The sequence below is a fragment of the Bacteroides sp. Marseille-P8574 genome, from assembly GCF_902825465.1.
In the GTDB taxonomy this organism is placed as follows: domain Bacteria; phylum Bacteroidota; class Bacteroidia; order Bacteroidales; family Bacteroidaceae; genus Bacteroides; species Bacteroides uniformis.
On record NZ_CADEBE010000002.1, the window covers coordinates 1,840,612 to 1,854,173 of the forward strand.

Sequence of the window (13,562 nt, forward strand, 5' to 3'; positions counted from 1 at the left end):
CTCATCATAAATCACTTCTCCTTTTTCATCGTAGCATAGTGGAAATAAAACCAATATGTTTTTCCGTATTTGGCTTGCAAAGAGGCACCATTACCACCATTCGCCTCGTACAGTCGGGTATAATCGCCAAACTCATCCAATACCTGAGGCGGAATATTCCACTTCCTCACTTCATCCAGTGGAGACTTGTTGCCCGCAAGATAGACAAGCAGTCCCTCGGCATATAGTCTGGAAGGTATCCGATGGGCAGCAAACTCTTGATAATCCCGGGCGAAAGCACCAATATCCTTATTCAGCAAATCAAAGCAGAGAAGGTAATCGCATGCCAACACATTATCAGGATTGTTACGCAACAAATGACGAAGTGAAAGCGGAATGTTGGCAGAAGAACGTAAAGTATCCGTTGCAGGCAACAACAACCGCTTCCGTTCCAGCCATTGGCAAACTTCGGCCGTCTGTTTTCCGGGAATACGCCGTTCTGCCCAATCACGGTAACACATTGTCTTTTGCAGGAGACGAAGATATTTCATGGCCGCCGCCTCATCACCGTTCACCAGGTTGATTTCCGCCAAACGCTTGACAGCTCTTGCCCCAGTGTGGTGCGGAGAAAAAATCATTCCCAAAATGGCGGCATGTTCAGCCATCGTCATATCTCCCAACGCAAACCAGACTTCATTGGCTGCATAAATAGTAAGGTAGGTAGAATGGGGAGCCACAGGCAGAAACAGCCCTTGCGAAGCCGGTTGATAACCATCCATCAGCTGGTCGGGAAGCCGGTTCTGCTGTGCATTCAGCAAATTATAATAATAGGCAGTGAACGGAGAACGGTATTCACCCTCTGCCAACAGTTTCCGTACTTTTTCCGAACGGCCGAAATACATTTCCGAATCCAACGCCAAAAGATATTCCCGCCCTAAATCGGGCATATTGTACCATCGTGACGACCAATCGCCACAGCCAAACAGCCAATAGCCGGACAATACCGCCAATATGCTTACCGGTAAGCCCGACTTCCACGAACGTCGCATGCAGCTACGGCACAACAACAAAATACCTCCGATACCGGTTAAAGCGATTGTGCCGGAAAGCGGATAACTCAATCCGCATTGCCTTCCTGCCTCCCAAGCCACCGCCAACACCGTAGGAATCCACGCCCAACGTCCCATGTACGGAGCCAACAAACGAAACACCACCACTCCCCAAAGCAACAGCACGACAGCCATTATGGTCGGGCCACCCCCTTCGTAATAAAAGAATTGAGTGAGGAAATCTCCTGACAGACGTGCCAGAGCCGCCGGATGCCGCAGATACCCGGCCAATGGTTCGGTGGCAAGCAAAAAGAGCTGTGTCTGCTCCCGATGGAACAGATGATAGGGCAATATCCGGAAGAAAAAAAGAAACAACGCCAAAGCACCGATTCCTGCCGCTCCCCATTCAATGTATTTCCTTCTGCAAGCTTTCATCCAACAGTTTTTGTTGTTCTTCCGTCAAGGAGCCACGCACCATCTTCCGCATGAATGTCCCCAACGTATTGTTTCCCTGCTCTTTCAAAAACAGAAAGTTCGTTTCCTGCTCCTGCATCCTCAGACTGTCACGTATCCGTATCAGATGCAGTGAATCTTTTCCGGTGGCATTCCGTAGTCCCGTCCGGATAAAATGGTAAGCCTCTTGCTTCTTTTCCCTCCCCTCTTTCCATTTCTGAAGGGCATCATTTTGCGGAGTGCCCGTTACCGAACCGACAGAGTCGGCCTTCACATGTATGGTTCCCGGCTCCGTCACCACCAGCAGTTCCTGGATGTAGATACGCAGCAGATGGCGCAGACGCAACACCCTCATCTCCTCCCCTTGTCCGGAAAAAGAAAAAGAGGCATTGGTTATCTTTACAGAATCCACCCGCCCCGGTGCATTCTCCATCGGCACGAGGTATATCCATTCCCCGTCGTATTTCACCGACGGCAACGTTCCTTCAATCACATAATTCTGTCCGGAATTTCCACAACTTGCCCAAAGAAGGCAACTGATACAAAAAAGCAAGATACGTGTTTTCATCCTTATACATTAGAATTTCAACAAAGGTAGGCGTTTACCAACTGTCAGCCTAATATTCAATTAACCAAAGATAATATTTTTAATCAGAGATTTTCTTCATCGCCATACACTCCATTTCCACCAGCCACCCCGGGCGACAGACAGGAGCCAGCGTAATCACTCTCGGCGTATCGGGAAAGCGTTCATCAAACATCTCCTTTACTACGGTATAATCCGCCATATCACGCAGATAGACAATGATATGCCCCACATCTCCAAAGCCACAATCGGCCTCCTTCAATAAAGCCTCCACATTCTCCCACATCCGTTCTGTCTGACGGCGTACATCTCCGGCATACATCACTTCCCCACGGTTGTTGATACTCGCTGTACCGGAAATGAGTACTTGCCGGCGGTCGTCGTAATCCACCGCCGTTCCCCGTTCGAAACTGACTCCATACTCATAAGTGGGGTTCAGATGTGTGCGGGCATAGAGATATTTGATTTGTCCGGGCTTTAATCCCGCTACGGCAAAAGCGTCAAGCATCACCAATACTTTCGGGTCGGCATGACGCCCACCGATACCGGTACTGGCAATATAGTGCGTGTTCTCCGTCAGGTTCTGAGTGACAAACATCTCATTGCGCGCCTTGACCACACCGGCATAATTGCAATCCACATTCTGCACAAATATCCAGGTACGCAGGCAATTGTCGGCCAAGGTACACCCTTCTTCCATCAGTTGCATAGCATAGTCGTTGAGCAAAAGACGCATCTGGTATTCCGAATTGGCGGCACGGTTGAAGCTGCCTCCCATCCAGAGCTGGCGATAAGCACCGTGTTTCACTTCATACAGTCCGTTTGGCAGCACTCGTGTCTGCACATCGGTCTGCAGATATGCCCACAAAGCAATCTTGGTACCATCCAGTGGCGATTGTTCCACCACGGACAGCGCGCAATCGGAGCTTTCCGCCGTAGCGGCAAGCAACAGTTCCGCCTGGTTGGCGGCATCACTCAAGAAATATCTTTTAAAAACCGCCACGGCTCCGGGCAATTCTTTTTTCAGTAAAGCGGCATACGCATCCAGCACGGCATTCATCTGCTCACGGTAGGTCTGTTTCGGGTCGGTGGCATGTATCATCACATGGTATTCCGTCACTCCGCCGGTTACAACAAATGCAGCCACTTCCGCCCTGCCTGAAGGATAAGAGTATGATGTGTATTTCATATCATTAACGAGAGATTGTTTCAATCGCAAAGATAAGTTTTTTATCCGACAAGGAGTAGTGAAAATCGCAACTTTCGCTTGTTTTGTTCTTATAAAAAAGTTACTTTTATAGAAAAGTATAAAATATACAGTTATTAGGAGCAAAAATATTTATCACATCGGCATCCAGGACTTTGAGAAGCTGCGCAAAGGCGGTTATTTCTATGTGGACAAGACCGCCTTAGTATATAAATATTCACATTATTTCCCTATCATTCAGCCCTTTCCGGTGAAACTTCTTTTTCCTTCTCACCACCTCATATACATTGCCGTAGACGTTTCAGCCCCGCCTGCAGCTGCACTGAACCGAACTGCATGGGATTGCTGCCACGCATCAGGGCGGGATGCGCCTTTTGCAGCTCGTCGAAGATATCGGCAGCAGTCAGGTCAAGACTCTTCTTTGCCGAAACGGAGCACGGAACAAGTTGCAGACCGCTTCCTCGGCAAGACTGACACGATAAAAAGCCTCGTTGTGCGCTTACAGCTTTCGCGCTCCGGCGGCGCTTTTCTTCCCGTTCCTCCCGGTTTCGGAATTTCTTTTTGTGCATGTTTCAGCCTTTCGGAAAAGGCTATCAGTTGTCCCGCTTTCTTCAAAAATCATTCCTGCCGACAAACATACTTATTTATGCTGCAGAGCCCTTTATTTTCAGTACTTTTACACGATTCTTTATAAGTGAACGACCCGAGTTATCCAATCGGCTGACCCAGGTCGTTCAATCGAACAGCCAGAGTTGTTCGTTCGGCCGACCGGGGTCGTTCACTTATAGAAAAACACTTCCGAGGGAAGAAGCAAATACGTTGAACGCACTAAAACCTATTGATATGGCAATACTATATGACTGGTACGAGAATCCGGGCACCAATGAGGAAGACCCGGAAGAAAGAGGCCTCCATCCTCGCCCGTTGCTCAACGGGAAAATAACCATGCGGCAGCTCTACAACCGCGTACATGCCCGCAGCTCGCTCACGGTGGGCGACGTAATGAACGCGATAGACTGTCTGACGCAAATCTGCGGCGAAGAACTGCGCGACGGGCACGAGGTGCACATCGAAGGGCTGGGCTACTTCGCCCCCACCCTGGAAGCCACACAGAAAGTGACCCGCAGCACCCCGAACAAGCACCTGAAACTCCGGCTGAAGAGCATCAGCTTCCGTCCCGACGTCAGGCTGAAACAAGCGATGACGGGAGTCAGTGCCATCCGCAGCAAATACACCCGCCACTCCCTGAAGCTTTCGGAAGTGGAGATAGACATGAAGCTGAAAGAATACTTTGCCGACCACGACGTGCTGATTCGCAGTGACTTCCAAGCGCTGTGCGGCATGGCACGCACCACCGCAAACGTCCACCTGAAACGGTTGCAGCAAGAAGGCAAGCTGAAGAATGTAGGGAAACCCACGCAACCCATCTATCGGGCCATGCCGGGATACTACGGTGTGTCGCGCGATGCAAAAACGGGGCGATGAGGGTGGAAAGCAGTTTCACCGAAAAAGCCGATGAACAGGAGGATAGGAGAAGGAGGTGAAGGGATAAAAAGGAACATTCTGCGCCCGGAAATCAAGGGTAATGCAAAAAGAAATGTGAATTGTATGCAGAAAGGCAATAGAGAAAGAATGCGAAAAGGCGAATCTCACGACCCGCCTTTTCCTGATTTAACCATTAAACAATTGTACTATTCGGTTAATGCATTTACAATTATCCGATGTTACGGACGACTAATGAGGTCGGAGGTAACGACAACTGCTTTGAATTTAATAGCTTATTTATAAGATCTAATTATTTTAAAGTGCTCCTTTAGAAAACACAGTGGAGAAGAATGACGTAGGAACTGTGAAAGCCCTACCTGCAGAAAGCGGTTGTCTAACATTTCCATACTCCCAATAAATATAATTTCCATTGGTAGCACTCAAAGATTTTATAGTATATATGCCTGGATTAATGTAAAAGTAGTACCAAGTGTTTGAACTATGCTTTGAGTATAAGGAAGATCTCCTATATAAACCAAATTGAGATATCCTCTTGACGCTCTGAAAGTACTTCCTACGACAAACGTTCCCCAATTAGACTATGTCGTATAATCTCTAATGCAATCACACGATAAATTCCACGAGCCAAGAAATAACAATATGGAGAATCCTAGTTCACACGCTGTCAAAACATATTGTTTACCACTTTGTTTTTTATGTGATTATTACTTGAGGAATACGGGCGGATATTACCCGCCCGCACATCCAATATTGACTATTTTCTCTTGAAATTCCAGAACCATGCGGTACCACCTCCAGAAGTCACCCCTGGCTCAGGTGCGCAAAGCCGAAGTTCATCCTCTGTGATTTTCAAGATGTGATATACATACTGACGTGCATTTCCTTGATTAGGTTGTACGCCCAACAAAGGAATAGTACCAGAAAATTCAATTGTACCTACATCCCATCCAGATTGTACCATATCTTCTGAAACTTTTACAGAGCCACTTTCACCACGGCTTGTCTGGACACCTGACAGACTAAGCGAGAACCAACCATTCAATCCGTCATCAGGTAGTCCCGCACCTATAGCCTGCCCATCAATTTCTCCACTACGGACAACCCACCAACCGGGACCTGTGTTTGACAGAAATCCACCATTACCCCAGCAGCCGTCTTCGGCTTCTGTATTCCAAGTCCAAGTTGTTGTACCATAACCACCATCCGGAGTTGTACCAAAGATATCAGCATAAATAGCAGGAAGATCCGTGTACTCCGTTACTGCTATTGATTTGGAAGCCGATTTTGTAATGGAGCCGTCCGAATTAATGGCTGTTATATACACTTGCAATTCTTTATTAGGAGGAGCTACTTGAACCGACGGAGCCGTACCTTCTGCCAACTTGGTATCAGACATAGCATCATAAACCTTCACATAACGTGACGGAGTAGGAACAATCCGAATGTTGTTGTTTCCCTGATTCTTGGCTACAAGTTCAAAAGTAAGATTTTCCGGTGTGACATTAGGATCCGGACTGATTTCATCCACTATCGGATCACAAGCCACCAGCAGCATTGCAAACAAAGGCATTGCGAATAATATCTTTTTCATATCTTTTTTCATTTTAAATTCATATTCTATTCTTGCCAACCATTATACTCAGCACTTGCATCCATATAACCCGCATTTTGTTCTACCTTTCCTTCATTCAAGAGGACTTGGTTTTCGGGAATCTTCTGGAAACCTGCCGTAGCCTTATAACGTGCGGCATAACCACCGTTCTGCGCCACATTACGGCTTTCAACCCCATTTGTATAAACTTTTGCTCCCGTCTGTCTTTCAAGGGCATCGGCAGCAATATGCCAACGGCGAATATCGTTCCAGCGAGTACCTTCAAAACAGAGTTCCCAACGGCGTTCATTCTGCAATGCAGCCAACGAATATGTACCAATAGGTTCAAGTCCGGCACGACTACGCACTCTGTTTATACCGCTAACATCTTCCTTCAATTCAGACTGCATCAACAATACATCCGCAAAACGAATCAAAACCAAATCATGAATAGAACCGGTTTGCATCAGATTATCATTAATCCAGCCGTCGGCACCATACATTATCTTCTCAAATACCGGTTCAATCGTTTTATTTCCAGCCTCACCCGTATTATAAGCCATAATAGAACCTATTTTCATCTGATAATAATCTGTTTCTTGGATAAAGCCGTCACCACCACCTTTATTATAACTCGGCATATCCTCCGTCTTGAATACGGAGGCCGGACGACGGGCATCATTATGTTCTGCCGCACTCCAATCATTATAAAGATTGGGAGCTACAGGACCGGCCCCCCATCCTTGTCCAAAGGGGAAAGAATTGGCCTGATCATTGCCACGTACACCAAAATGCAGAGCATAACCGTTACCATAACCGATAGTAGTGCTCCAAGATGCAAGTTTATTATATTTAATGGCAAACATGGATTCGGGATTTACCGCTGCATCATCTTCTACCCACTTCAGCCCCTGACCGGCAGTAAACGGAAAATCTTCTACCGTACATCTATTGGTATATGCCCACAAATTACGAAACTCAGGAACAAGACTATAACCGGAATTATTCACACAATCATCAATATATCCAATCACATCCTGCTTGGTCAAAGTTGTCCCATCAGGCAAATCAACTGAAGTCAACGGACTATAGTTCGTACTAACCAAATCGTTCAGAGTTTCACCATTGCCATACATGCCGGTATAATATAACCAAGCACGTCCTAACATAGCTTCAGCCGTATATTTATCAACATGCCCATCCGATTTACGAACAGCCGGCATATTTGCAGCCGCATCGCGAAGATCCTGCAGAATCTGCCCCCAGATAACAGCGGCAGTCGGAGGAGTAGTATCTTCGGGCAACAAAGCAGTAATCACCAAAGGTACACGGCCATACATGGAAGCCAACTCGTAGTAATAAAAAGCACGAAGAAACTTGGCTTCGCCCTCAGCCTGCGCTCTTACTTCCGGATCCATTTCAATACCGGCAAGAGCCTCCAACAACGTATTGGCACGGTTGATTCCTTGATAGCGAGCCACCCAGTAATCCTGCGTAGCATTTGTACCCGTATTACAAAGAAGGTCTAAAGATTGCATCAACTTGTCATTGGGACCACCACCACCCAACATATCATCGCAAGCCAGCAGGGAATTATACAAGAAAGACTGCTGCGGAAAAGCATTGACATTATTCAGGTTCTGATATATGGCAGCTAAAGCCTGATTGGCATCTTCAGCCGTTTTAGGGAAATTGGTCGTATCTTTTTCCGTTAGACTCATCGAGTCCAGACTACAAGAAGTAAACGTTCCTGCCATCATCAAAGCTGCCCCTATTAAATATGCTATTTTTTTCATCATGTATCAATTTTAGAATTTAACATTAACACCTACCATATAAGTACGAGGTTGAGGATAGTTACCTACATCAACACCGGTTACCCACGGTTCTTTGTCATTGAGAGCTCTACCATTCTCCGGATCCATCCCTTTATAACCGGTAAAAGTAAATAGATTCTGTGCAGCAGCATACACACGAAGTTGCTGGAACGGACAGTTCTTCCAAATTCTCTTGAAATCGTATCCTATTGTCAGATTTTGAATGCGAACATAGTCGGCATCATCAATATAAATATCTGAAATGGCCTGGAAATTCTGTCCACTATTTCCCGGCGCAAGCAGCGGATATCTGTTTGAGGTTCCTTCTCCGTGCCAGTAATCGTAAACTTCTGTCGTATAGTTTTCATACTGTCCGTCTGAGAACTTTCTCCAAGAACGAGCCACTTGTGCACCAAAAGCGCCATAGGTTGTTACAGAGAAATCAAATCCTTTATATTCCGCACTTAACGTAAGCCCCATTGTCACGTCAGGATGAGGATTACCCAAATCAGTCTTATCATCATCATTAATCACCCCATTTCCATCAACATCCACAAACTTCAAATCGCCCGGTTTAATACTTGCACCTTGCTTAGAGTTTGCCGCATTGCCTTTACAATTCTGGTCAAGATATGCCTGCAAGTCATTCTGGTTCTGAATGACACCGTCCGTCTTATAACCATAAAAATAGCCAATAGGATGTCCTTCTTCCATACGGACAAACCGACCCGTACTCTGAGCCAACAAATCATTACCGCCTTCAATAAAATGATTGGCGTTATTAACCTCCGTCACTTCATTCTTATTATAGGCCATATTGACATTCACTCCATACTTGAACTCCTTACCAATCTGATCTCTCCAGCCCATTGAAAGTTCAAGACCAGTATTCTTTACCGTACCGGCATTTTGATATTGAGAAGAGAAACCGGAAGCCGCATTGGTACCCACTTCCACTAACAAATCTTTCGTCTGCTTGTTATACCAGTCCATGGTAAAACTCAGACGGTTATCCAAGAAACGGGCATCAATACCGATATTGGTCTGTTCTGAAGTTTCCCATGTCAAATCGGGGTTAGCCAGACGATTCGGGTAAGCTCCGGTTGTACCTCCATTCTTATCTGAGCCAAATGTATAAAGGCCATAATCGCCAAACTCGTAACCGGCACGCCAATTTGAATTAGGGATATTGTCATTACCATTCTGTCCCCAACCAGCACGGATTTTCAAGAAACCAAGCCAAGAAGCAGTATTCTTCATAAAAGCCTCGTTTGAAATAACCCAACCAGCAGAGAATGATGGGAAATATCCCCATTGATTGCCTTTCGCAAACTTAGACGAACCATCGGCACGAATGATAGCAGAAAACATATAAGTTTCCTTAAAGTCATAATTCAGACGTCCAAAATAAGACATCTTAGAACCATAATCCGAGGGATAACCATCTACTGTAGCAGTAGCTTTACGTTCTGTATTATGTAAATAAGCATGCGTAAAGTCGCCAAAAGCACTATTATAACCGGTTGCCTCTACTGATTCGCCATAAGTTGGTCTTGATTTAGAATACTCTGTACCAACCAAAACATCAAAATGATGTAAGTCTGTAATATCAAACCGATAACTCAACGTATTAGTCAAACTCCAGTTCCAACCCAAAGACACGTTATTTATCGTTTGGTCTTTATCACGGCTATCCCCCTGATTATTAATGCGGTAAACAGGAAGATATGAGCGCCATGAACTTGACCATTGTTTGTAACTAACCTGACCTTTATAAATAAGATTCTTAAGTGGTTGTACTTCCAGATATGCCGCTGTGTTCAGATTAAAATTCTTATTCTTATTATTCCCAGCCTGATTATATACCATGTGAGCCATCGGATTAGAAGCATATGCAGTATAATCAAGTATACCATTAGCACTCGTTCCAAAATTCTTCAAATCATCATACATGAAGAAATCACCATTCTCATTATATACAGGAATCAGAGGAATAGCACGCAAAGCATTAGAAAGGTCATTCGAATATTGATTACCTAACTGCACACCTTGATTCTGTTTGTGCTGATAATATATATTCTCACCAAACTTTATCACATCCATATCTCCCTTACGGTATATCACATGCTCAGAATTAATGCGGAAAGTAAAACGACGATAGTCAGTCTTCACTGGACCACCGAATGCACCATCCTGATACTGATAGCCTATACCTGTCGAAAACTTGGAGAATTCAGAACCACCTGTTACATTCAACGCATGATTAGTAACCACAGCATTTTTATTCCGGAATTCTTTTACCCAATCTGTACCTGGATTGGTACCATTCTGATAAGCAGTCAGCAAATCAGCATCTACGAATTTTGACCAATCATACGGTTGGCCTCCATTATTATAGGCTACTTGATCCATTACCGCCATATATTCTTTGGCATTCAGCATATCAGGCATCTTATATACATTTGCCCAGCCTATGTTTCCATCATAAGATACAGAAACCTTTCCTACCTTACCCTGCTTCGTAGTAACAAGGATAACACCGTTGGCACCGCTCGAACCGTAAATTGCACAAGATGCAGCATCTTTCAACACATCAATACGTTCAATATCGGCAGGATTCAAGGCGTTAATATCGCCACCGGCTACACCATCAATGACGTAAACTGGAGCTGTATTTCCGTTAGTACCAGCACCACGAATATTAATTTTAAATCCATCGCCTGGCTGACCGGAAACGGCCTGAATATTTACACCCGGAGACTGGCTTTGCAAAGCGCCCAATGCCTGCGTGGTATTTAATTTTGCGATGTCTTCGCCTTTTACCTCAACCGTAGCACCTGTCACCAGTTTCTTCTTCTGAATACCATAACCTACTACGACTACTTCATCCAGCAATTCCGTATCTTCTTTCAGCTGAATTTTGAAATTAGTCTGGTTGCCTACTACGATTTCTTGCGGCTGATAACCGATAAAAGACACAACAATCGTTGCTCCCGGCTGAACATTCAATGTGAAATTACCGTCAATATCAGTAATAACACCATTTGTGGTGCCTTTTTCCAATACATTAGCACCGATAACCGGTCCCATTGCATCTGTTACAGTACCTGTGATTTTTTTTGCTTGCTGCACAGCATCTATTGCATCGACCGATGCGGCGAAAAGTTGCGGAGTATAAGTCAGGCTGACAGCCGAACAGATACCTACGAGCAGCGCGGTTCTTCTGAAATTTAAATTCATACTTATATTTTTCTTAGATTAATGAATTGGTATTGCCTGGCGGCATCTACCGTTTAATATAAGGTTAAACTTCTCTTTTTGAGGAAAAATTAAATATACCTTATTTATAAAGTGGTTGGTATACATATTACTCCTTTCCCATAAGCATTTTTCATTTCATTAACGGTTAAACATTATATGATTATTATCAAATTTCAATCAGGCTTGACAAAAGTAGACTTTTGACAACAAACTTTATAATACTATCTTATCAAATAACGACACTCATTTAACATCCATTACTATTTCCCCTAAAAGTATAAAGCATGAATTCCACAACCGACAACTAAAAGCTATAAAAAACAGAAAGGGTTGCCCCGATACTAACCAGAGACACCCCTTTCCATTTTATTATTAAAAATTGCTATTCCATAGAAGGAAGCTCATCACGAGAAACGACAAATTCCTGGTTCATAGCATCCTTCCACCATGCTTCATCAGCATGGACTACCGGACTGCCGTCCTCATTTGTTCCGTCATACCACGGCATGAACCAACTCCAACGCGCACCAGATGCCCATTGTTCGGAAATAAGTCCGACCGTACCACATTCACTCAACGAAACAATCTTATTTCCATAATTTCCGGCAATGGAAGTATATTCTGAAACACAATCCGCAGTTTCCTTATTATAAATATCACGTCCCACGATGTCTACATATTGGTCTCCCGGATACCAATCAGCATCATTGCCCTCGGTAGTCCATACCCAGATAAGATTATCCAGTCCTTCTGCCTTGAAGTAGTTGAACATAGCAATCCACAGAGATTTAAAGCTGACAGCATCCTTACCCCACCAAAACCAGCCACCGGCTGCCTCATGGAACGGACGCCACAATATCGGAATATCCGCATCTCTCAACAGTTTCAAATAAGCGGCAGTATTTTTCAAATCTTCGGTAAATACCTTGTTTTCCCAAGTGCCTTCCACCGTGGCATTGGCAGCGTCAAACTCCGTATCTGCCTTATAGAAGGCATAATCCTTGTTCGGGTCAAGAGCTGTACCGTTACTTTCAAGATAAACAGCAACTGCTGTATAATCATGTCCGCCAATGATGAGACCACCTTCTTGCAGGGATTTCAAAATATCCTCGGTAATCACCAATGTATAGTCCCCGGATATGTCAAAATAATCAGTTCCTGAAGCAATCTCGCTCCAACCACTGTTTTTGAACGAACCTTGCGCCCCCTCTGCCACATCTTTCACAGCCACGCGTATCACCTGACCCACTTGCGCATCAGCAAAGACAGCTTTTGCAGCATCATCCGTCATCTGTACATTTCCACTCCAATCACCCGGCATTACCGTCTCTCCTTTCCATATTTGGGTAGAAGAAGCTTCGCCTACAACTTTCTTGGGTACATTCCAATGCCACATGGCAGCTACGATGCCACCTTTGTCAGACCAATCCTTAACAGGAGTAATGTCACCGTAATTAATCCAGTCTGCTCCAGCTACAGATGCCGGCAGATGAACATAGTCGAAACAGTTGATAGCCGGATATTTTCCAGTCCATCCGTACACCTTTTCGGACATTTCCGTATTCCAGGCAACATCGGCCATCATGGCAGAAAGTGTCTTCGTCTCGAAGTTATCCAATAGATAATTGTACAGTTTCACAGCTTTAGCCGAAGTAGCGGCAACCAGTGTCTTGTCCAAAGCGACAGTAGAAAACTGAACCGATACAGCCGGAGCAGGCATTTGGTTCGGTCCTGTTACTATTCCCTCGGGAATAGAAAGAGAACAAGCCGTCTCTCGCTTGGGAACATTCACTTTTACAGTCAGTATATTGCTTGCGCCAAGCACATCGGCACTTATCAGTTCACCACCGGTAAACTGGATTTCGCTCAGATTGTCCGTTGCAAAGAATATATTCTTGTCATATTTCACTTCAATGGTGATTTCTCCCGTTTTCACTTTGGCAGCTCCACTCTCAGGAGTAGTAGACACCAATACCGGTGCATCCACTGCAGGGATATCATGATCGACATCAGTATCGCAGGAGGCAAAAATAAAAGCTGCTATTAATGAGAGCATCCATTTTATATTCAGTTTCTTCATCTTAATTATGATTTTATTTCGTTCTTAATCAGG

9 protein-coding genes and 1 pseudogene are annotated in these 13,562 nt (G+C 44.8%); 2 read left to right on the top strand and 8 right to left on the bottom strand.

From position 1 onward, the window contains the following. Positions 1–11: 11 nt before the first annotated feature. The 3 genes from HUX74_RS20305 to HUX74_RS20315 form a co-directional block, all read right to left on the bottom strand. Entirely contained in the window at positions 12–1,463 is a 1,452-nt protein-coding gene (locus HUX74_RS20305) for a DUF6057 family protein (protein WP_117601311.1), read from the bottom strand. Next, on the bottom strand, positions 1,435–2,049 hold the full coding sequence (locus HUX74_RS20310; RefSeq protein WP_005824998.1) for a DUF4369 domain-containing protein: 615 nt from the start codon (positions 2,047–2,049) through the stop codon (positions 1,435–1,437). The genes HUX74_RS20305 and HUX74_RS20310 overlap by 29 nt, the downstream gene beginning before the upstream one ends. 79 nt (positions 2,050–2,128) lie before the next feature. Further along, positions 2,129–3,256 carry a Rid family hydrolase gene (locus HUX74_RS20315; RefSeq protein WP_117601312.1) on the bottom strand — a complete coding sequence of 376 codons (1,128 nt, stop codon included), beginning with the start codon at positions 3,254–3,256 and terminating at the stop codon, positions 2,129–2,131. A 133-nt stretch (positions 3,257–3,389) separates the two neighbouring features. Between HUX74_RS20315 and HUX74_RS20320 the strand changes: the two are divergent. Continuing rightward, positions 3,390–3,503, top strand: a pseudogene (locus HUX74_RS20320) (AAA family ATPase); the annotation flags it as partial. A gap of 49 nt (positions 3,504–3,552) precedes the next feature. Here HUX74_RS20320 and HUX74_RS20325 read toward each other — a convergent pair. Beyond that, a complete protein-coding gene (locus tag HUX74_RS20325) occupies positions 3,553–3,843 on the bottom strand; it encodes a DUF3874 domain-containing protein (RefSeq protein ID WP_252195256.1) in 291 nt (96 codons plus the stop codon). Positions 3,844–4,117: 274 nt separating this feature from the next. On the opposite strand from HUX74_RS20325, the gene HUX74_RS20330 reads away from it, so the two are divergent. After that, entirely contained in the window at positions 4,118–4,759 is a 642-nt protein-coding gene (locus HUX74_RS20330) for an HU family DNA-binding protein (protein ID WP_117601313.1), read from the top strand. A gap of 775 nt (positions 4,760–5,534) precedes the next feature. Here HUX74_RS20330 and HUX74_RS20335 read toward each other — a convergent pair. The 4 genes from HUX74_RS20335 to HUX74_RS20350 form a co-directional block, all read right to left on the bottom strand. Next, positions 5,535–6,371: a hypothetical protein gene (locus HUX74_RS20335; protein ID WP_174647312.1), complete on the bottom strand. Its 837-nt coding sequence runs from the start codon at positions 6,369–6,371 to the stop codon at positions 5,535–5,537. A 26-nt stretch (positions 6,372–6,397) separates the two neighbouring features. After that, a complete protein-coding gene (locus tag HUX74_RS20340; protein ID WP_174647365.1) occupies positions 6,398–8,167 on the bottom strand; it encodes a RagB/SusD family nutrient uptake outer membrane protein in 1,770 nt (589 codons plus the stop codon). A 12-nt stretch (positions 8,168–8,179) separates the two neighbouring features. Further along, the gene (locus HUX74_RS20345; protein WP_117966679.1) at positions 8,180–11,428 is read right to left on the bottom strand and encodes a TonB-dependent receptor; all 3,249 of its coding nucleotides are present in this window, start codon (positions 11,426–11,428) and stop codon (positions 8,180–8,182) included. 403 nt (positions 11,429–11,831) lie between these two features. Beyond that, entirely contained in the window at positions 11,832–13,529 is a 1,698-nt protein-coding gene (locus HUX74_RS20350; RefSeq protein WP_174647313.1) for a glycosyl hydrolase, read from the bottom strand. Between the last annotated feature and the right edge of the window lie 33 nt (positions 13,530–13,562).